We start from the raw sequence: 22407 nt of genomic DNA on the forward strand, positions 1-22407 counted from the left end.
ATTAAATCAAAATGCATTTAACGTTATAAAATTAATTTTTGAAATTTCTTATGCAATATTAATGAAAATTATAAATCTGGTTATTCTAATTATAAGAAAAAATAGCAATGAACTTAATTTATATGTAAATACTATGTAATACAAGCGAAACAAATGAAAATAATAAAAATCAAAAAATGAAAAGAGGAACCCAAAAATGAATAAAAAAGAATTAATAAAAAAAATAACGGAAAATTAATAAAACTTCTAGCTTAAAAAACTTTTTCTTATAACATCAACATAATAAAATTGTACAATAGTAGTAGTACATTCTTTAAAAGATAATATAATTTATTACATATTATCGGATCAAGGAAAGGATATTAAAAGAATGAATTTTTTAAAAATTATGAAAGAAGTTATTATTTTTTTAGGTTTTGTTGTGATTTATATTACAATGGGGGGTTATTTCGAGTAAAAAAACAACAAAATAAAAATAATTCATTATCTAATTATCAACAATCATTAGAAAATAAAAGAAGAATCAAATTAACTTTCAAGAACTATATAAGAGAAATAGAGAATATCTATAAAAACAAATAACTCACGAAGAATTTTAAAAAATAATGATAAAAGTTTATTATTAAATGATGTTGCCAAATGTAGAAACAAGTGAAATTGATAAAATTAAAAATAGTTGAAAATTGTATTTAGGTTTCTTAAATGAAAAAAACCAAATTATCAAAGAAAAACAAAAATTTGATTACTTAATCTTCAAAATAAATCTTTTTGATCCACAAAAAGATGAAATTTAAATAGAATATCTATCTAATAATACTTTAAAATATGCCGAATACTATAAAAACTTTTATAAGAATGATATAAAGATTCCAAAAATAATACAAAGATAGCTTCTTATTTTAACTTAACTCCATTTATGAAAAATATCCTCGACCGAGGAATAAAAACAAAGGAGTTTTAATTAATGGTTAAATTAAAAAACCAATTTAAAATATTTTATTTTTATTTTATTATTTTTATAGGATTATTATTTATTTTTAATACTTATCAAGTTATGGCATTGGAACATGAAAATATATGTAATCAAAATATGCAAATTAATAATATTTTTGTTGAAAAAGAAGAAGATATTCTCCCTTATATTATAAGGAAAAATATTTATCAAAGTTTTAGTTATTTAACTTTAGATTATCCTTGTTATAATGGTGATAATAGTAAATATGATCTTTGTTGGCGCATAAAAAACCCTCCTCATAATTTATTATTTGTTGTTTTTGATAAAGGAGAAAGATATAAAAATGATTATATTTATTCTTTAGAAGAATTGAAAACTATTGGCAATGGAGCCGAAAACGTATATATATTTTGGTTAAAAAAAAAATTAGATTTAAAAATGAAAACTAAAAATCTAAAAGATAGCATAAATAAAGAAATATTTTATCAATTAGAAATAAAATTTAAAGAAATAGAAATAGAAAAATTAAATCTTAAGTTAAATTGGTTTAAAGAAAATAAAATAAAACTAGAAAAAGAGATAGACGAACAAACAAGTTTTTATCTTAATACAAAAAATCATATTTTTAATTTAGAAAATTTTATAAAAGAATTAGAAGAAATTTATAAAAACATCTATTTACAAAAAAAAGAATTAAAACAAAAATTAAATTCATCTTATTTAGAATTAAAAGAAGAAAAAGAAAAATATTTAAAACTGGAAAATATTTTAGAACAAAATAAAATAGAATCTTTAAAACAACAAAATAATATAAACCAATTGACACAAGAATTAAATCAAAAAACGACTACTTGTGTGGGTATTTTTAATTCATTATATAAAAAAATATTTTAATTTAATTATTAAAAAATTGTAATATTAGCTACTTTATCCCCTTCAAGACTTCTTACGAAATCAACACCCCTTGGTTGAAGGGAATAAAAAACAAAGGAGTTTTAATTAATGTTTAAATTTAAAAAACAATTTAAAATAATTTATTTTTATTTCATTATTTTTATAGGATTATTATTTATTTTTAATAATAATCAACTAATTGCGATGCAAAACATTCAAAATAAACTAAAAATTGATCTTGATATTGCAGAAGAAGCTGTAGACAAATTAATCCAAAGCACTGAATATTTTAATAAAAAAGGAATGCAAATTAATTTAAATAAAATAACAAAACTATTATCTAAGGACGACAAAAGAAAACAAAAAACTGTAGATGAATATATAAATTCCAAAAATAATAAAAAAGCAAAAAAATAAATAAATTAAATATATTATCATATTTAGACTTTTTAAAAGGTCTTTTTTTATAAATGGAACGTTCTTAAAAACTGAACCGATAGAAAGTCACAATTTTTTCTAAAAATAATTTTTAGAAATCGAAATTGTTTATTAATTATTTTTTTTAATAATATAAAAAATAATTTTATTTAACAATTATTTTTTTTAAGCTCATAAAAGGTTTTTTTTGAAAAGAATTTAAAAAAATTTGTAAATTTGAGTTTGACAAAGTTTTAAATTAATTTAATAATTAAAACAAAAAAAAGAAAAAAACTTTAAAAGTATAGTATAAAGTTAATATTTTTGTCGTAATATTTATCTTTTTTATATTCTTGAATTGTTTTTACTGTTTCACCATCTCGATCAAAATAAGTGACTTTGATTAATTTTTCTTTGTCATCATATTCATCAATACAACAAATATTTTGTGAATAATTGGTAAAACAATGCCTTTTAAACAAACCACCGTAATCCCAAGGTTGATCAAAAAAATAATTACTTTCTTTTTGTTGCCATTAGGATATTTTTCAGTACGCATTCTCATATTCGTTACTCCCTTTTTTGTGTAAATCCTTTTACACACAAACTAAATTAAAAAGGAAAATATTCAAACCTTTTTAATTTAGTTTCTATTTAAAAAAATTTTTTTAACTAAATTATTTTTTAAAAATAATTTCCGGCAAAAGAAAAAAGTCAAACTGTTTATTTTTTTTAATAAACAATTTGACTTAATTAGTGACTTCATGGTGGTTCAGTTTTTTGGAACTTCAATATCTTTAATATGCATCTAATCTGAAGGATTTCATTAACTTGCCTTCCTTAAGTTATTAAATTACTATTTTATTTCTATTAGGACTGTCTTAGGTTTTTTCCATGATAATCTTGAACTTGTGCGATAACTTCTTGACTAGTTACTTCGTCTCATTTCGCTTTTATGACTGCTGTAATCTCATATTCTTTCGTTTATGAAACCGTCGGAGTTTCCTCTTTTTATATGTTCTATGGCATTATCAGCCATGTTAATTGGTTAAATTACTGTATTATACGGTATCTTTTCGATCTTTTGTGAATATATTAATGTTTTGATTCAATAAATTAAATTTTTTTTCTATAATTATATTTTTTATTTTGATAAATTATTATATAGAAAAAGAATTTAAAATTTGATTTTATTGAATAAAATTTTTTTGATTTGAATATATTTTAAGTTTTTAAAATTGTATTTTAAATTTGACTTTTAATAATTAAAATGTTTAAATTTAATTAAACAAATTTATATTTATTGCGTCTCTAATTATTATCTGGCAATAAATCTGACAATAACTAAATTTTTATTAATATAATAGTCAAATATAATTTGTTAAAAACAATTAAAAGATTTTTGATTTATATTTTATATTTTTTTAATTTTAAATTTTTTATTTGTTTATTCATTTTATTCTTTTTATCGAATAATAAAGTGTATGGTTATTATTTATAGTGAAGGCGTCCTAAGAATTTCTAGATATAATGAATTTAGGGAAAGAGAAATTAAAGAGGCACAGAATATTATTAATGCGGCGTTAGATCACATAATTCTAATGAAGAAGATGTTTTAAATTATATTAAAGAAGATATTAATCCTTCTTGTTCAAGTTATGTTTCTTCAACTTCTTCTTGTAACAAAGAAAAAAACAGGTAGTTTATGTCGGTATATTAAAGATTCTGATGACGGTTTATTAGCATTTGATTTTTGATATGGCGGAACAAAAGAAAAGGTAGAGATGAAAATTACGATTTTATAGATTTAAGATGTTAGGTAACGGTTCTCTACATATGTATTGTTTCTGGAAATTCATTATTGATAAAAACCTTGCTATTGAAAATGATTTGTTTAAAGTAAAAAAATTCTTGGAATGATAATATTGTTTTTGAATTGATTAAATCCAATTTATTAAAAAAATTTACTATACCAGGTATATTATAATAAAAATTGCTGAAAAAGTGAGTGATAAAGTCATTAAAATAATATATCTGGTGGAAATTTTGTTATTTCGGTTATTTTAAGTTATTCTGGCGGTAAATTAACTGATTTTATTGTAAATTTTTTAAATTCAAATAACGCCCCGAAACAGCTAGCAAAATTATAAGTCAAGTTGAAGATATTTTTTATGGGAACGGATCTGATGTAGTAGATGATGTCCCATTTTAGTTAGAAATGTAGCTCATGCAGAGTTAGAAGGTTTTAAACTTTTGGAAAAGTAATTAGTATATCCTACCAATATTTTAAATACTGTTAAAAAAATTTAAAAAAAAGAAGATTTTAAATCTGTCGAAAATCTACTTAATGTAGTTGAAAACACTGGTAAAGTGATTTATAATATTGGAGATGTAACTAAAAATACCACTGTTAATACTTTAAAAGATTTTGGTTATGGTGTTTATATGATACTTTTTATAAATTATTTAATTAATTAAAAAAATTTTAATTATAAAAAGAGGTGTTAAAATATGAGAATATCAAAAAAAATAAAATTAATAATTTTTTCATTAATATTAATATTTTCTTTTTTTGCTTTTATTTATTTATATGTTATATCCGAAGAAACAAAATTAGAAAAAAATATAATTTTATTAATTATTTTAGAGTTATTTGTAACTATACCTTTTTTGTTTTTTTTATTAGGTTTTGGATTTTTTTATATTTCGTTTAAAATTGTTAAAGGAAGAACTTTTATTTATAAAGACTGTTCAAAAGCCAAAATTTTAGACAATATTGATATTGATAAAACTTATCATAATAGAATTTTTATAATTCCAATGCGTTTGTTTGAATGGATTTTTATAATTATTGCAATTATTAGTTTATTTATCCCTCATCCAATTATCAAATGGTGTATATTCATTCCTAGTATTATTCGTTCATTGTACTATATTTTTCATTTTTTTTTTTTTTGTTTTAATGAAATTTGGTGGATTTATTATGTAAAATTTTTGCGATGGATCGGCATTTCTTATTTTGAAACAGATTTAAATCAAACTATTAATCAATTTTTAATACAAAAAACTAACAAAAACAAACTAAATAGTAATTTTATTAAATAGTAATCTTATTCAAAACTCTAAAACATTAAATACAATTTATTTAAACAAAATCGGCCAAATTAGTTTATATTATATCATAATCACTCTTGTTGCTTTATTTTTTTTAATAATAGCTTCTTATTGTCATTTTGGTCAAAATTTATCTTTAAGTGATTTTGGGTTTTGGTATGTATTTTATTTTGGGGTTCTATTTATGTTATTTTTAATTATTTATTTTTTGTTCAAGAGAAAAAATATTTGCGATATTTTTCTAATAAAAACAATATTATTTCTCATGAATAAAAAAATCAAGATACAGAAAATAACAAAATTAATTTTCTTAATTTAGAAAAAGCAAATAATTATAAAAAGTTAAAACATAATATAGAAACAAATAAATTAGAAAATATAAATTATTTAGAATTAAAATTAAAAAATTAATACAAAAAACAAAAATATTTTATAAAAATAGTTATTATAATTAATATAAATTCTTTTTTTGAAAAATATTATATAAAATTACAAACTTAATCTTTGTACATCGAATTAAATAAAAACAAGTATAAAATTCGAAACTGAAAAACGATACCAGTTAATTAAATTATTACGTTGGATCATACCTAATATCTAATATTATGGGGCATAGATAAAATATAAGAATAAATTAGTTAAGAATTAGTTTATTATATAGCGAAAAAAATTTCAAATTTGTTTGATTGGTAATTTTTTGAAATAACTAAAATCAAAGTAGTCGTTAAATAATGTTTTTTTGTTTTTAAATCATAATTGGATAAAAATGTTAAAAAATAAATAAATGAAGATAAAATTTTTTTACGTTGTTTTTTAATATTTTGGATTTCTTTATTTTATTTTATCAATATACGGTTATTATTCATTTATTAAAATAGATAAAAATTCTAAAGTTTTATATTATGTTGAAAAAGTATTCCGAAATTGATTTTGGTTATAATTTTTTTATTAGTATATTACCAGCGCTTCCACATCTTATTCCTTGCATATTAATGCATAGTTTATTCTGTGATACATAGACATATTATATGTATTTTTAATAAAAAAAATATTTTATTTTATTTAAAAAACTTATTTTAAAAAACCTAAAGAAAATGAAAAACACAAATATATCAGGTTTATAAATAGAAAAAAGCTAGATAAAAGAATATAAAATAGCAAAGCTTTTAGAATTATTTTTACAATTTTTTATATTAAATATTTTGTTTCAGTTTATGTTTAAAATTAAATTGATAACTGATATTAATTTGAATTCATTAGTTGAGATTATATTTATTTTTGATGTTTTTTATTTTTTTGTATAATTTTATTTTTATTACTTTTGTATATTTTTTGAATTCATTTTTTTTATTTTATATTATTATTTTGTTAAAAAAATAATTTGTTTTCAACAGTTAAAAGTTCTCATATCATGAGAACTTTTTTATTTTTAAAATTGAAATTAGTTGAAAATTCAATTTAGTTAATAAAACTTTTGTACTTGAATCAAGTAACGTAATTTAATAAAAATAATTAAAAATTGAAGTTTTTTTATATTTATTTTATTTATTAAATGTTGTATAATTAAGTAAAGGTATTTATTTGACTTAGAAATATAAAAATATAAATTTATTAATAGTTTTGTTATTTGAGATTGATCTTTTTTTTAATTATTTCTGATTATAATATTGTATTGTGTTTGATATAAGTTAGATTGATTTTTTTAAATGTGGCAATGAAATATGTTTTTTTAAAATTTATTATATTTTATTCAGGAATACAATTTTAAATGATAAAATTTTAATTTCGAACAAATTTGTTGGTTATTTCAATTTTGTTTTTTTCTTTATGGATATAATTAAAATAAAGAATAAACAGCAACATTTTTGTTTGAATATTTGGTAGAATAAAGTGAAAAAAAATTTTTAACGCAAATAAATATTTTTGTTTTGAATACATATAAAGGAAAATGAAATGAGTATTTTATTTAAAGAATTAAATTTATTGAAAACAACTGAAGATGCTTTATTGGAGTTGAATTTTTTACATCCTACTCCGATTCAAGCCTTGGTTATTCCAGAAATTATAGAAGGTCACGATATTATAGCGCAATCTCAAACAGGAACAGGTAAAACTTTTTCTTTTGGTATCCCTATTATTGAAAAAATTGATCCAAAAATAAAAAAAGTTCAATCTTTAATATTATGTCCTACTAGAGAATTAGCGTTGCAAGTTTTTTTGGAAATTCAAAAATTATTAAAGTTTCACTCTACGATTAAAGCGATTGTTGTTTATGGTGGGGAATCTTATATTAAACAATTTCAAGATTTAGATACAAAGCCGCAAATTATTATTGCTACTCCAGGTAGAATGATAGACTTGTTAGAAAGAAAAAAAGTTGAATTATCATCAGTTAAAATATTAACTTTAGATGAAGCTGATGAAATGTTAAAAATGGGTTTCCAACAAGCAGTAGAAACTATTTTGTCTAATGTTCCAAAAGAAAGACAAACAATTTTATTTTCAGCTACGATGCCTCGTTCTATTCAAGAGATAGCTTATAAGTATCAAAAAAAACCTAAAATCATTAAAGTTAAACAAGATCAAATTGTTGTTAAATCTATTGAACAATTTTATTTTATTGTAAAAGAATTTGATAAACATAAACTTTTGGTTCGTCTTTTAGATCAAAAAAATCCTGATTCAGTGATTATTTTTGCTAATACAAAAAAAGATGTTGATACGATTTTAAATTATTTACAAGAAAGAGATTTTTTAGTAGATGCTATTCACGGGGATTTGAAACAAAATCAAAGACATCACGTTATGAATAATTTTAGAAAAAAAAATATTAAAATTTTAGTTGCTACAGATGTAGCTGCTAGAGGAATAGACATTTCTGATGTTAAAATGGTTATTAATTATGATTTACCTCACGAGGAAGAAGTTTATGTTCATAGAATCGGTAGAACAGGAAGAGCAGGAAAAGTAGGTTCAGCATATACTTTTGTTGGTTTAAGAAAAGTTTTTCAATTTAAAAAATTAGTCGCTTATTTAAAAGAACAAATTACTAATTTAAGAATTCCAACGATAGAAGAAGTTCAAAAAGAACAAAATAAAATTTTTCAAGAAAACATTTTACATTTAATAGAATCACCACAAAAAGAAAAAATACAAGATAATACTTTTATTGATTTATTGTTAGAAAAAAAAGATTCTAAAGAAATTATTTCTGCTTTGTTGCAACATTTAGCGCCTCAAAATAAAAATTATGAATACATAGCAGAACCTAAAATGTTTAAAAATGATAATTTGCAAAACTCTTATATTACAAGAAATAATATGTCATCTAATTTTAATAAAATGAATAACAACTATAATAGTTATAATAAAATTATGAAAAAACCGATGATAGAGTTAATTATTAACTTAGGTAAGGATGACGGAATTAATCCTTCTTTACTTTTAAAATTATTAAGAGAAAAATTTAATATTTATAGTAAAAACATCGGGAATATAAAACATTTTTATAATAAAACTATTTTTGAAATTCCTTCTAATTTAGCTATACAAATTAAGTCACAAAATAATATTTATTATGATAATAAACTTGTACATATTCAATCGAAATAAATTTTTTTTAATAACTAATCTATTGCTAAAAGCGCGTGATGAGTTCAAAATATAAATAATAAATTATTAAAAATTGAGTTAACATGATATTAATTGTTTATAATGATTAATATTAACTTATAATTGATTTAGATTCTTTATTATTGTTTTAATAATTGTTTTTTTAATTAAAAAAACAATTAAGAAATTTCTTAATTAATAAAGGGAATTATTTTTTATGTTATCTAAAAATGAAATTCAAGACATTTTACAAAAAGGATTAGACAAAGGTTTTGATTTTGTTGAATTATTTTTTGAAGATAAAATAGTTAATTCGTTACGGATTATTGATCAAGAAGTTATTAATTATGGCACTTCAAATGTTTTCGGTGTAGGTATTCGTTTATTAAAACAAACAGATGAAATTTATATTTATACTAATAAAATAGATTATAAATATATTTTGATTTTAATAGAAGAACAAAAAAAACAAAATAACGGTAAAGATATCACAACAATTATTCCGCTAGGTGAATCTCGAGAAATCAATAATAATATTAAAATACCTTTTGGTAATTGGTCTATTTCTAATAAAATTAGTAAAATGATGAAATTATCTAAAATTATCAAAGAATATAACGATAATATTATCCAAAGTATAGTTAGTTTGTCAGAAGAAGAACAAAATGTTTTTATTGCTAATTCTAAAGGGGTTTATCAAAAAGATTCTCGACCTTATATCATGTGTTATATGATGGCTGTGGCTAAAGATAATCAAAAAATGGAAGAATTTTATGATAGTGAAGGACGTTCTATGGGTTTAGAAATTTTTGATATTATCGATTTTGAAACTAAAGCGAAAAAAGTAGCTGAAAAAGTTATTATGTTGTTAAAAGCCGAGGAAATAAAACCTCAAACTATGACTGTTGTTATTAGCAACGGAGGAGGTGGAGTTATTTTTCATGAAGCTTGTGGACATTCTTTAGAAGCTACTGCTATTTCTAGAGGACTTTCACCTTTTTGTGGTAAGTTAAATCAAAAAATAGCTTCAGATATTTTAACTGCTTATGATGATGGTACTATCGGCAATTCTTTTGGTAAATTGAATTTCGATGATGAAGGCCAACCAACTCAAAAAAATCTTTTAATTGAAAATGGAATATTGAAAAACTATTTAATAGATTATCGTAATAGTTTGAAAATGAAAATGAAAGTAACTGGTTCGTCAAGAAGAGAATCTTATAAATATTCTCCTACTTCTAGAATGAATTCTACTTATATTGCTGCCGGAAAAGATGAACCTCAACAAATTATTAAAGATACTAAATATGGTCTTTATGCTGAAAGTTTTAGCGGTGGAACTGTTTCACCTGCTACAGGAGAATTTAACTTTTCAGTTACATCTGGATATTTAATTGAAAATGGAAAATTAACTAAATTTGTTAAAGGAATGATGTTGATTGGTAAAGGGCAAGATGTTTTGTTAAAAATAGATCGTGTGGGCAACGATTTATTATTAAATCAAGGATATTGCGGTTCTATTTCGGGATATGTACCTGTCGATTTAGGACAGCCAACAATTAGAGTTCAAGAAATGATTGTTGGAGGAAGTAAAAAAGAATGATGAGCAGCAATAATATAAATTATAACAAATGGTTTAAAACTGCCTTAAATCAAGGATTTCAAGCTTTAGAAATTTTAACTAATGAAAATACAAGTATGTCTATTGCTTTAGAAGACGGTAAAATACATGAACATGTTAAAAGTGATATGTGTGTTTTTACTATTAAAGGTTTATATCAAAATAAAAAATCTTCTATGTATTTAGAAAAAATAGATGAAACAAAGATGATAGAAACTTTACAATTATTAAAAAATCAAATATCATGTTTAAATTTTAAAGAAAAAGATTTTATTTTTGAAGGCTCTTCTGTTTATCCTGATGTTGTTAATTCTAATTTTAATTTTACAACAATTGATATTCAAAAAAAATATGATTTACTTTTTCGGTTAGAAAAAGAATTATCTAAGAGTCTTTGGTTAAATAAAATAGAACATATGTCTTATAGTGAATCATTTATTAAACATAAAATAGTTAATTCTAAAGGTTTAAATTTAGAAGAAGAATCTAGTTCATTAACTTTTTATGTTTATTGTGTTTTTAAAAAAAATAAAGAAATACAAGATATTAGCGAAAGTTTTACAGTTAAAAATTTTGATCAAATTAATATATCTAAATATGCTCAAAAAATAATATTTTTAGGCGAAAAAAAATTAACAACACAGTCTTTAACGTCTCAAGTTTATCCTACTGTTTTGTCTAATAAAATTTTTGCTAAATTTTTAAATAGTTTTAGTAATATTTTTAGCGGCATTTATGCTTATCGTAATTTAACTAAATTAAAAGATAAAAAAGGACAACAAATAGCTTCATCTAAAGTTACTTTAATCGATGAACCTTTATGTGATACAGCTTTTTTTAAATATAAATTCGATGAGGAAGGCGTCCCTTGTTCTACTAAAAAGATTATCGATAAAGGTATTTTTAAACAGTTTATCCATAATTTAAAAACATCTTTTATTTTTAATACCAAACCTACTGGTAATAGTTTTTATAATTCTATTGCGATGACTAATTGTTATTTAAAAGAAGGTCAAAAAAGTTTTGAAGATATGATATTACCGATTCAAACAGGAGTTTATATTGATTATTTAATTGGCTTACATGCAGGTATTAATGATGTAAGCGGAGATTTTAGTGTTCAAGCTTCTGGTTTTAAAATAGAACAAGGTAAAATTACTACTCCTGTAAAAATGCTTGTTATTTCTGGTAATTTTTTTGATATTTTATTAAATTTAAAAGATATTGCTAATGATTTATTATTTCAAACTTCAGGTTTTGGAAGCCCTAGTGTTTATGTTGGTGATTTAACTGTTGCTGGCGCAAATTAATTTAACAAATATCTAAATTATTTTCCAAATATTTTTTATAAAAAATAATAAAAGGATTTATTATAAAAAAAGATATGAAATATATAGCTTTATATCGAAAATATAGGCCTAAAAATTTCCAAAATATAGTTAGTCAAAAGATTATTATACAAACTTTGAAAAATGCTATTAAATATCAAAAAATTCATCATTGTTATTTATTTAGTGGTAGTAAAGGAGTTGGAAAAACTACTTTAGCTAAAGTTTTCACCAAAGCTATTAATTGTGCCTATTTTCTCGAAAAAGAAGATTGTTGTGTAAATGATAATAATGAAAATTGTTGTGAATTTTGTTCGTCTATAGATCAAAAACAAACTTTAGATTTTATTGAAATTGATGGCGCTTCTTATAGCGGTGTTGATGATATTAGAGAATTAAAAGATAAGTTGTTTTATAAATCTAATTTTTTGAAATATAAAGTGTATATTATCGATGAGGTTCATGTTTTATCTTCTAATGCTTTTAATGCTTTATTAAAAGTTTTAGAAGAACCTTCTTCTAATGTAATTTTTATTTTGGTTACTAGTGAATATCATAAAATTCCTGAAAATTTTTTCTCTCGTACTCAATATTTTTATTTGAATAATATTTCTTCTGAAGATATTCAAAATAAATTAAAATCTATTGCTCAGATTGAAAATATATCTATATCTAATGAAGCTTTATATAAGATTTCTTTGTATTCTAAAGGTAGTTTAAGAGATGCTTTGAATTTATTAGATCAAGTTAGTTCTTATAAAAATAATGTTATTGAAGAAAAAGATGTTTTAGAAATATTAGGAATTGTTTCTGAAGAAGATATTAAAAAATTATTTCAATTTTTATTCCAAAATAATATGAAAAATCTTATTTCTTTTTTAGAACAAATCTTAAGTTCTGATATAAATTATGTTCTGTTTTTGATTGATTTTGTTGATTTTTTTCATAAACAAATAATTCATTGTTTTAAACATAATGATGATAGTTTTGTTTTTTTATCCAATTTAAATTATCAAACAAGAGAAAAAATTTTGCAAAAATTATTTGAATTACAAAATAATTTAACGTTATCTCAATATAAGAAAAATTTACTAATTATTGGTTTTATTCAAATTAATAATTTTTTGTTTGCTAAAATTAAGGGTGAAACGATAAACAATTTAAACGAAAATAAAATTATTTTTTCAGGAACGCAATCTAATGGGAAATTAGAACAAAAAAGATTTGTAGAAAATCAATCTTCTGCTGTAATCGCTAACATGAAAGAAAATAATGTAACAACATTAAAAAAAGCTATTTTATTAAATATTAAGAATATTTTACTTTACCATGATATTGCGGCTAAAGATTTTATTTGCAAAGGTTGGAAAAAATTAGAAAATTATCCTATCCCTAAATTATCTAATATCGCGAGATTATTGTATAATTCGCAAGTTTTAATGATAAATTCGAATAAAGAAATTCTTTTATCATGTAGAGATGAAATAGAATATAGGCAATTATTAAAAAACGATGTTAGAACCAAAATTAAACAAATTTTAAATACAAAAAAACAATTAATTAAAGAATATTTTGTCATTTTACATAATGATTGGGAAGATATAGTAAAACCTGTTTATTTAAAATTTGTCAAAACTAATAACAAAGAAGATTTGGATTTATCTCTTTTTAAAACAGATTTTTATGAAAGAAATTCGTCTTTAAATATTGAACAAAATCAATTAACTATTGTAAAATTAGCTAGATATTTATTTGCTTCTGATAACTTAGAAATTATTAATTAAAAGAGGATTTTAAATAATGGATATATTAGAAAAGTTAAAAAAAATGCAAGAAAATATCGATAAAGAACAAAAACAATTAGAATTAAGAGAATTTACTTCTAGAGTAGGCGATATTGTGATTGTTATGCAAGGTACAAAACAAGTAGTTGATGTTTGTATTAAAAATTTAGATTTATTTAAAAATTTAGATTTGTTTCAAGAAAGTATTTTGTTATCTTTTAATGATGTTTTAAAACAAGTAGAAAAAGCTTCTAAAGATTTATTTATAAAAGCCGCAAAAGATTATGGATTTTAATTTTTTAAAGAAATAAATAATATTTTTTTGCGTATTTTTTATTTAATGAGCGTCCACAATAATTTATTTTTATCAGAAGGAGATATGTGGTATAAGAGGGTTATGTTAAATAATAACAAAGAAATTAATCCATCAAATTCTATGATTGATATTGCTTATCGAATTTTATCTCAAAATAAAGAACCTATGGTTATTCAAGAATTAATACAGAAAGTTTTTGAAATTAAAAAAATGGATATCAATAATAAAGAGATTTGTGCTCGATTATATCTAGATATCGTGTCAAGCGGTCTTTTTATTTTTTGCGGTAATGATCTTTGGAATATCAAGGCTAATAATTTGCATTTTTTAGATCAAGAATATTTTGAAGAAGATGAAAAACTTCTTCCTACAGAAATAGATGAAGAGGTTTTAGATTTTAATGATTTTGATTTAAATAAAGAAAAAACTAAAGATAATGAAGATGAAAAAGAAGAATTAGAAGAAGAATTAGATGTTTTAGATATACCCTTAGATCGTTTAGATGATAATGATGAAAAATTAGAAGAAGAATTTAATGGTGTTGATAAAAACAAAGAAGAAGACGAAAATGAAGAAGAATATATTAACGGATATGATGATTATTTTTATAAATGATAATTATAAATTAAAAATTTAATAATTGAGGAAACATTTATATGTTTTTAGGCTTTTATAATTATACTGTTCATTTAACTTATTTAAATGCATTGTCAGGTTTGATGGGTATACTGATTCTTATTAACAAAGGTTCTATGCATAATAATTTGAATTATGCATCTATTTGTATTTTAATTTCTGGTATTTGCGATATGTTTGATGGTTTTGTTAGTAATTTGAAAAAAACACGTTCTATAAAAGAAAAAAAATATGGTATTCAAATAGATTCTTTAGCAGATATCATCAGTTTTGGTATTTTACCTATTTTGATAGGTTTTAAGTTATTACAACAATTAAACGAAACAAATGAGATGTTTTATTTTTTATTTGTTTTTGGTAGCGTTTTATATATATTAGCCGTTTTAATTAGATTGGCTTATTTTAATGTTTTAGCAGAAAATGATTTAAATTTGCCAAATTTAAAGGCAAAATCAAAAATTTTTATTGGTTTGCCAGTAACTTTATCTTCTGTTATATTTCCTTTTTTAATTTTATCTCAAAATATATTTTTATCTTACAATATATGCGATCTAGAAACATTGAAACGATTATTTGGCAAAATATATTTGTTTTTTATTATTTTATTTTCTTTTTTATTTACTTTTGATAAAATTAAATTTAAAAAATCTAAAAGTATATTTTTTTTTATTTTTTCATTATTACTATTTTGTTTATTGATATTTAGTTTAATAATATTAAAAAAATCAACTTAGAAAAGAAAGATTTTAGTTGAGTGTGGATTATCCAAAAGATGAATGTAGTCAAAAGCAAAAATTTTTATATTCTAATTTACATAAAAGTTTTGTGAAAAGATTATTTTTAAGAATTTGTATTTCTAAAACAGTTACTTTTTTATGTAGTATTTATTTAAGAACTTTTTTGTCTAAAATACATATTAAAAAATTAGTTCGCAAAAATAGTATAGATTTAAAATTATTTAAAAAACAAAAATTTTCTTCTTATAATGATTTTTTTATACGTCAATATAAAGACATATCTTTTTGTAAGGAATCTTCTGTTTTTATTAGTCCAGCTGAAGGAAGGATAATGATTTTATATATTCAAAAAAATAGTATTTATTCTATTAAAGGAGTAAATTATCATTTAAAGGATCTTTTAAAGGATGATAAATTAGCTTCTATGTTTACAGGAGGTTATTTATTAATAATAAGGTTAACTCCTCTTAATTACCATCGTTATATTTTTGTTGATGATGGAATTCAAAAAAAAGATACTGCTGTTAAAATTAAAGGTAAATTTCATATAGTTAATCCTATTGCTTTTAAATATTTTAATGTTTTGCATGAAAATAGCCGTGAATATAATATTTTAGAAACAAAAAATTTTGGTCAGATAGTTCAAATTGAAGTTGGCGCTTTATTAGTAGGCAAAATTAATAATCATCCTATTAATAATTTTCATAAAGCACAAGAAAAAGGTTTTTTTTCTTTTGGTGGATCAACTATTGTTTTATTGATTCAAAAGAATAAAGTAATTTTTGATAAAGTTTTTTTAGAAAATAGTTTTAAAAATATAGAAACTGAAATTAATTTAGGGGAACGTTTAGGCTCTAAAATTTATTTAAATTAATATTTTTAATTTAAATAAATTTTATTTTTAGAATTTTTGAAGAAAGAAATTTAAAAATGGTTCACAATATCAAAGAAAAGAAATTTATTTTTATAACTGGAGGAGTAGTTTCTGGTTTAGGCAAAGGTATTATTGGTGCAGCTATAGGCCAAATTTTAAAACAACGTGGTTTAAAAGTATTTATGAAGAAAATAGATCCTTATATTAATGTTGATTCTGGTACTATGAATCCTACTCAACATGGTGAAGTTTTTGTTACTGAGGATGGAGCTGAAACTGATTTAGATTTAGGTCATTATGAAAGATTTTTAGATGAAAATTTATCTAGAGAATCTAATGTTACTACAGGTCAAGTTTATCAAGATGTTATTAATCAAGAAAGACAAGGTAAATATTTAGGTCAAACTATTCAAGTTATTCCTCATATCACTAATGAAATTAAAAAAAGAATTTTAGAAACTAAAAGTATACATAAGGACTATGATGTTGTTATTGTAGAAATTGGAGGAACAGTTGGAGATATGGAATCTTTACCTTTTTTAGAATCTATTAGACAAGTTCGTTATGATTTAGGTTTTCATAATACTTTGTATATTCACAATACTCTAATTCCTTATTTAAAAATTTCTAATGAAACTAAAACTAAACCTACTCAACATAGTGTTAAAGAATTAAGATCTTTAGGTATTCAACCTCAAATTTTAATTTTACGTAGCGAAAAATCTATTTCTTCTGAAATGAAAAAAAAAATTTCTATTTTGTGTGATGTTCAAGAAAATGCTATTTTTGAAAATATTGATGTTGACATTTTGTATCAAATTATTGTGAATTTAAATAAACAAAAAATAGATGATTTTATATTAGAACATTTTAAAATTAATAATTTGAAAAAATCAGATATATCTTCTTGGATAAATTTAATTCATAAAATCAAAAATTTAAATACCAAAATTAATATTGGTTTAGTTGGTAAATATATTTCTGTTAAAGATTCTTATTTATCCATTATAGAAGCTTTAAAACATGCTTCTTATTATAATGATACTGATATAGAAATCATATGGATCGATGCAGAACATGTTAATGATTCAAATGTTGTTTTTTTGTTAAAAAAATGTCATGGCATTATAATTCCTGGTGGTTTTGGTTCAAGAGCTTTTCAAGGAAAAATAAAAGCTATTAATTATGCTCGTGTTAATAATATTCCTATTTTTGGTATTTGTTTAGGTATGCAATTAATGATTATTGAATATGCTAGAAATGTTTTAAAATTAGAAAATGCTAATTCTGTAGAATTTGATGTTAATACTCCAATACCTGTTATAATACCAAAAATCAAAAATTCTATTTTAGGTGGAACATTGAGATTAGGTTCTTATTCATGTCGTTTAAAAAAGAATACTAAAAGTTATGAAATTTTTCAAAAAGAATTTATTAATGAAAGACATAGACATCGTTATGAGATGAATTCTGAATATATTTCTTTTTTTAATGATGGTAATTTTATTATCTCAGGGACTAATGAACAAGAGCAATTGCCTGAGATTATAGAATTAAACAATCATATTTGGTTTATAGGAGTGCAATTTCATTCTGAATTCGTTTCAAGACCTTTTAAACCTCATCCTTTATTTAAAGATTTTATAAATACATCTTTACAATATTTTTTAAATTTAAAATAAAAAAAATTCGATGATATCATCGAATTTTTTTTATTAATTTTTTTGTCTTTTAACTTAATTATTTTTCATCGAACTTTAAATCAGTTATAATTGAAGTTTTAATTTCATTTATTTCATCTTTTGAATTTTTTAAGTCAGCTGCTGTGTCTTTATTTTTTGTTATTTCTTTTTTTAAATTGTCAATTTTTTGCTTAGTTGTTTCTGAAACTGAGTTGTTTTTATTTTTTAAAGTTTTTAATTCATCTAATATTTTATTTAAATTTTCAGAATTTGGTTTTTCTTTATCCATTTCTGTTTCAAATGCTTTTGCTTTATTTTCTACAGTTGTTTTAGTAGTTTTTGCAAATAAACCCCATCCAAATATAGCCATCACTAATAGTGTTAATAAGATTGCTCCTAAAGCAACAGAAATACCAACAATTACTTTACCTTTTTGAGTTTTTAAGAAACTTTCTTTAATTTGCATTTTTTTATCCTCTCTTTAAGATTTATTCTAATTTGTCAAATAAGTTAGAACTTATTAAATCTTTTTTCTAGATTCAATACTTTTATTATAACATAATTTTAAGTATATTTGTCTCAATACATTATTTAATTTTGTTAAAAATTTTATTAAGAATTTGATCTGCTTTATCATCATTTTCTATTTTTAAACTATTTTTATGATTTAGAATTCTTTCTATATAATAAATAGATTTTTTTTTATTTATGGATGCTACGTTTATAGCTTTTTTTATGTCAGAATCAGAATAATTTTTTTCTAAATACCATGCTTTAATTATTTCTAATTCATATGATACTAAAATATTACCTTTTAATTGTTCTATTTTTTCTATAGTTTCAGTGATATATTTGTTTTGTTTTTTTAATTGAGCGTTCTTTTTTTTCTCTAAATAAAATTGTTCTAATTTATGAAAAGTATTATCTAAATTAAAAACTTCTATTATTTTATTATCTTCAGTATCTTCAGATAAAGTGAAAAATTCTTTTTGAATTAATTCTTCTAAAATATTTTCCACTTCATTTTTAGATATATTAGCTTTTTTTGCTAAAAATAAAGAAGAAAAATTTTTGTTTTCATGACAATCAAATAACAAGATTAAAATCATTGCTTCTTGAAATTTTAAATTTATTTTATGATATTCTTTAATTAACATTTTTTCAATATTCAAAAAACCTTTTTCATAAAGAATTTGAAACATCTTTTTTATCCTTTTCTTTATTAATTTTGATTAAAGCTTGTTCTGCTGCTTTTTGTTCAGAAGCTTTTTTAGTTTTCCCTGTCCCTCTTCCTAAAAATTGATTTTCTAAATAAACTTCAGCTATAAATTCTTTTTCATGTGCCAAACCTTTTTCAGAAATTATTTTATAACAAATATTTTGCTTATTAGTTTGAATTAATTCTTGTAGTTGAGTTTTAAAATCAATAATATTGATGATTTTTTGTAAATAAGGTAATACAATATGTTGAAAAGCTTTTTTAGCTTGAATATATCCTAAATCTAAGTAAATAGCTCCAAATAAAGCTTCAAAAGCATCAGCTATAATAGAATAATTATTATCATATCTTTTCTTTTCTCCCTTGCCTAATAAAATATAATTTTTCAATTCTATTTCTTTGGCATAAATTAATAAAGAATCGATGCAAACTGCTTGAGCTCTTTTTTTAGTCATAATGCCTTCGTTATCTTTATTTTTTCTATATAAATAACTAGCCATTAAAAAATTAATAACTGAGTCTCCTAAAAATTCTAATCTTTCATTATTATTTTTACGAAAATGATGTTCATTAGCATAAGAACTATGTGTTAAAGCATTTATATATAATTTAATGTTTTTAGGTTTTATATTTAATCTTTTGAATAATTTTTTTAAATACATGATAATTATTAACTCTTTTTTATGTTATTTTGAGAAATTTTATTTAAAAAATTTGTTTCAATTAAAATTTTGGCTTGAAGTATTGCTTTATAAAAAGCATAATCATCGGAGTTACCATGAGCTTTTATTACAATTTTATTTAAACCTAACAATATAGCGCCGCCTATTTCTTTAACATCTAAGTTTTTTTTAATTTGCTTGAATTTTTTCTGAAATAAAATTTTACTTACAATTTTTTTAAACCAATTATCAGTCAAAATTTGTTTGACAGAAGAAAAAACATTTTGAAATGCCCCCTCATAACTTTTTAAAACCATGTTAGATGTAAATCCATCGCTTAGTAAAATATCTGCTTCAGTATTGAAAATATTTTTAGACTCTTCGTTCCCTTTAAAAATTATTTTTTCATTTTTTTCTAATAAATTATAAACTTGTCTTTCAAAAGCTCTACCTTTATCTTTTTCTATACCTATATTTAATAATTTTACTATAGGTTTATCAATTTTTAATAATTCTTTTGCTGCTAAAGAAGCGTAAATAGCAAAATTTAATAAATTTTCTGGTTCAATTTCTATATTAGCTCCTGCATCTATCAAAATTCTTTTCCTATTTTCTATAGAATTAAAAATAGGTGCCAAAGCTATTCTTGAAACAGAATTAATAGTTTTTATTATTAAAAAACTTGATAAAACTAAAGCTTGAGTTGGTCCTGCCGAAATAACTCCGTCTACTTTATTTTGTTGAACTGCTTTTATAGCTAAAAAAAGAGAATTGGCAGGATTATCTCTTAATTCTTCTCTTGTGTTTTTAATGTTCATTTTTAAAAAAAACGGAGTATGAATAATATTTATTCTTTTTTCAACTGATTTATAATAAGAAGAAGAAATTTTATTTTTTATTATATAATTTATTTTATCTTTGTCACCATATAAATAAATATATAAATTTTCTTCTTTAGATAAAGCCATTAGACTTCCTTTAATTGTTATCTCAGGGGCTAAATCCCCCCCCATGGCATCTATAGCTAATTTAATCATTTTTGCATACACCTTTTTAATTTTTTGAATTTCCGAAATCTTTTTTAATTTGATTTATTATCGAGTAATCTTTTATTATGTTTAAAAATTGACATTTAAAAAAGCCACTTTGTTGTTTGCCTAATAAATCTCCTGGTCCTCTTTTATAAAGATCGAAATTGCTTAATGTAATAACATCGTTTTCTTTTTCTAATATTTTTAAACGTTCATTATCTTTGTTATAAACTAAATAACAATAATTTTGTTTATTATTTCTACCTACTCTACCTCTTAGTTGATGCAATTGACTTAATCCAAAATATTCTGCTCCCAAAATAATAATAGTTGTAGCATTTTTAATATCAATTCCTACTTCAATGATAGAAGTTGTTAATAAAATTCCTTTTTGGTCTGATATAAATTTTGAGATAGTTTCTTCTTGTTGTTCTGTTGTTTTTTTGCCATGTAAAACATAAATATGTTCTAATTTGGCTTGTTCTAAAAAAACAGTTATATTTTCGATATTAAAATATTTTTTATTATCTTTGATAGCAGGAACTATAATATAACTTTGTTCGTCACGGTATTGATTTTGTTTTAAAATGGTAGCAATCATGTTAAAAGAGCATTTTTTTGTAATAATATTTCCTTTGGAATGAGGTTTTTCAGTTAATAAAGAAATTTTTAATAAACCTGAGTAAATAAGAGCCAAAGTTTTAGGGATAGGGGTCGCTGTTAAATATAAGATATCTGATGTTTCATTTTGTGAAATAGTTTTATTTTTAATGTCTGTGCCAAATTTATGTGTTTCATCGATAATAATAAGCCCTAATTGAAAAAAATCTATGTTAGCTAATAAATGAGTGCCAAAAATCATTTTATATTTATTGTTTTTTATTTCTTCTTGATATAATTTCTTTTTTTTGCTTTTAGAAGTTAAAATAATGGTTTCGATTTTTGGAAAAAGTTTTTTAAAATTTAGATAATGTTGTTTAGCTAAAATTTCTGTAGGAGCCATCATTAAAACTTGTTTATTTAAACTAATTATACCTAAAGAAGCTATAAAAACTGTAATAGTTTTGCCAGTACCAACATCTCCTTGAATTAATCTTTGAGTAGGATGATTTTTTTTAAAATCGGAATATATTTCATTTACTATTTTTTTTTGATTTAAATTTAATATAAAAGGGATTTCTTGAATCATTTGTTTCACATAACTTATATTACATTTTAAAGGTTGTTTAAAAGGCAATTGTTGTATTTGACACCATTTTTTAATTATAATCAAAGCTTCTTCGTATTTAAATCTTTGAATAGCTTTATCTAACATTTGTTTATTTTGAGGTAGATGTAAATTTTGTAAAGCTTGTTTTCTATTTATTAAATTATATTTTTTTAAAAGTTTTTCATCTAAATTTTCTTCTATGTCCAAATTAGGATGTTGAAAAATTTTTTGCATTAATTCATGTATTGATTCGTCCTTAATATTTTTTATTTGATAAATAGGTTTGATTTTATTTTCTAGATTAAGTTCACAAGA

General features: G+C 21.7%; 18 protein-coding genes. 12 read left to right on the forward strand and 6 right to left on the reverse strand.

Annotated elements, in window-relative coordinates; translation table 11 throughout:
• Positions 1-964 precede the first annotated feature (964 nt).
• Both Q2306_RS00635 and Q2306_RS00640 read left to right on the forward strand, forming a co-directional pair.
• Positions 965-1849 (forward strand): SVM family protein, encoded by an 885-nt coding sequence (locus Q2306_RS00635; protein ID WP_323847820.1) that lies wholly within the window; start codon positions 965-967, stop codon positions 1847-1849.
• A gap of 108 nt (positions 1850-1957) precedes the next feature.
• The gene (locus Q2306_RS00640) at positions 1958-2266 is read left to right on the forward strand and encodes an SVM family protein (protein ID WP_323847821.1); all 309 of its coding nucleotides are present in this window, start codon (positions 1958-1960) and stop codon (positions 2264-2266) included.
• A 403-nt stretch (positions 2267-2669) separates the two neighbouring features.
• Here the strand turns inward: Q2306_RS00640 and Q2306_RS00645 are convergent, their stop codons facing one another.
• Positions 2670-2825 carry a hypothetical protein gene (locus Q2306_RS00645; RefSeq protein ID WP_323847822.1) on the reverse strand — a complete coding sequence of 52 codons (156 nt, stop codon included), beginning with the start codon at positions 2823-2825 and terminating at the stop codon, positions 2670-2672.
• Between the two features lie 1952 nt (positions 2826-4777).
• Between Q2306_RS00645 and Q2306_RS00650 the strand changes: the two genes are divergently transcribed.
• From Q2306_RS00650 to Q2306_RS00695, 10 genes are all read left to right on the forward strand, one after another.
• The gene (locus tag Q2306_RS00650) at positions 4778-5371 is read left to right on the forward strand and encodes a hypothetical protein (RefSeq protein ID WP_323847823.1); all 594 of its coding nucleotides are present in this window, start codon (positions 4778-4780) and stop codon (positions 5369-5371) included.
• A 1962-nt stretch (positions 5372-7333) separates the two neighbouring features.
• The gene (locus tag Q2306_RS00655) at positions 7334-8992 is read left to right on the forward strand and encodes a DEAD/DEAH box helicase (protein WP_323847824.1); all 1659 of its coding nucleotides are present in this window, start codon (positions 7334-7336) and stop codon (positions 8990-8992) included.
• A gap of 217 nt (positions 8993-9209) precedes the next feature.
• Positions 9210-10595 carry a TldD/PmbA family protein gene (locus tag Q2306_RS00660; protein ID WP_323847825.1) on the forward strand — a complete coding sequence of 462 codons (1386 nt, stop codon included), beginning with the start codon at positions 9210-9212 and terminating at the stop codon, positions 10593-10595.
• Positions 10592-11923, forward strand: coding sequence for a metallopeptidase TldD-related protein (locus Q2306_RS00665; protein ID WP_323847826.1), 1332 nt, complete (start codon positions 10592-10594; stop codon positions 11921-11923). The genes Q2306_RS00660 and Q2306_RS00665 overlap by 4 nt, the downstream gene beginning before the upstream one ends.
• Positions 11924-11997: 74 nt before the next feature.
• On the forward strand, positions 11998-13725 hold the full coding sequence (dnaX, locus tag Q2306_RS00670) for a DNA polymerase III subunit gamma/tau (RefSeq protein WP_323847827.1): 1728 nt from the start codon (positions 11998-12000) through the stop codon (positions 13723-13725).
• 16 nt (positions 13726-13741) lie between these two features.
• Positions 13742-14020 (forward strand): YbaB/EbfC family nucleoid-associated protein, encoded by a 279-nt coding sequence (locus tag Q2306_RS00675; RefSeq protein ID WP_323847828.1) that lies wholly within the window; start codon positions 13742-13744, stop codon positions 14018-14020.
• A gap of 84 nt (positions 14021-14104) precedes the next feature.
• A complete protein-coding gene (rpoE, locus tag Q2306_RS00680) occupies positions 14105-14656 on the forward strand; it encodes a DNA-directed RNA polymerase subunit delta (RefSeq protein ID WP_323847829.1) in 552 nt (183 codons plus the stop codon).
• 41 nt (positions 14657-14697) lie between these two features.
• On the forward strand, positions 14698-15411 hold the full coding sequence (locus tag Q2306_RS00685) for a CDP-alcohol phosphatidyltransferase family protein (protein WP_323847830.1): 714 nt from the start codon (positions 14698-14700) through the stop codon (positions 15409-15411).
• A 22-nt stretch (positions 15412-15433) separates the two neighbouring features.
• On the forward strand, positions 15434-16288 hold the full coding sequence (locus Q2306_RS00690) for a phosphatidylserine decarboxylase (RefSeq protein ID WP_323847831.1): 855 nt from the start codon (positions 15434-15436) through the stop codon (positions 16286-16288).
• 56 nt (positions 16289-16344) lie between these two features.
• Positions 16345-17970, forward strand: a complete 1626-nt coding sequence (locus Q2306_RS00695) for a CTP synthase (protein ID WP_323847832.1) — start codon at positions 16345-16347, stop codon at positions 17968-17970.
• A 58-nt stretch (positions 17971-18028) separates the two neighbouring features.
• On the opposite strand, the gene Q2306_RS00700 is transcribed toward Q2306_RS00695, so the two are convergent.
• From Q2306_RS00700 to Q2306_RS00720, 5 genes are all read right to left on the reverse strand, one after another.
• Positions 18029-18436: a hypothetical protein gene (locus tag Q2306_RS00700; RefSeq protein ID WP_323847833.1), complete on the reverse strand. Its 408-nt coding sequence runs from the start codon at positions 18434-18436 to the stop codon at positions 18029-18031.
• 121 nt (positions 18437-18557) lie between these two features.
• Positions 18558-19172, reverse strand: a complete 615-nt coding sequence (locus Q2306_RS00705; RefSeq protein WP_323847834.1) for a DnaD domain protein — start codon at positions 19170-19172, stop codon at positions 18558-18560.
• Positions 19153-19851, reverse strand: a complete 699-nt coding sequence (gene rnc, locus Q2306_RS00710; protein ID WP_323847835.1) for a ribonuclease III — start codon at positions 19849-19851, stop codon at positions 19153-19155. The genes Q2306_RS00705 and rnc overlap by 20 nt, the downstream gene beginning before the upstream one ends.
• An 8-nt stretch (positions 19852-19859) precedes the next feature.
• On the reverse strand, positions 19860-20888 hold the full coding sequence (gene plsX, locus Q2306_RS00715; protein WP_323847836.1) for a phosphate acyltransferase PlsX: 1029 nt from the start codon (positions 20886-20888) through the stop codon (positions 19860-19862).
• Between the two features lie 16 nt (positions 20889-20904).
• The gene (locus tag Q2306_RS00720; protein WP_323847837.1) at positions 20905-22326 is read right to left on the reverse strand and encodes a DEAD/DEAH box helicase; all 1422 of its coding nucleotides are present in this window, start codon (positions 22324-22326) and stop codon (positions 20905-20907) included.
• Positions 22327-22407 lie beyond the last annotated feature (81 nt).

This window comes from Phytoplasma sp. (assembly GCF_035187685.1).
Lineage (GTDB): Bacteria > Bacillota_I > Bacilli_A > Acholeplasmatales > Acholeplasmataceae > Phytoplasma.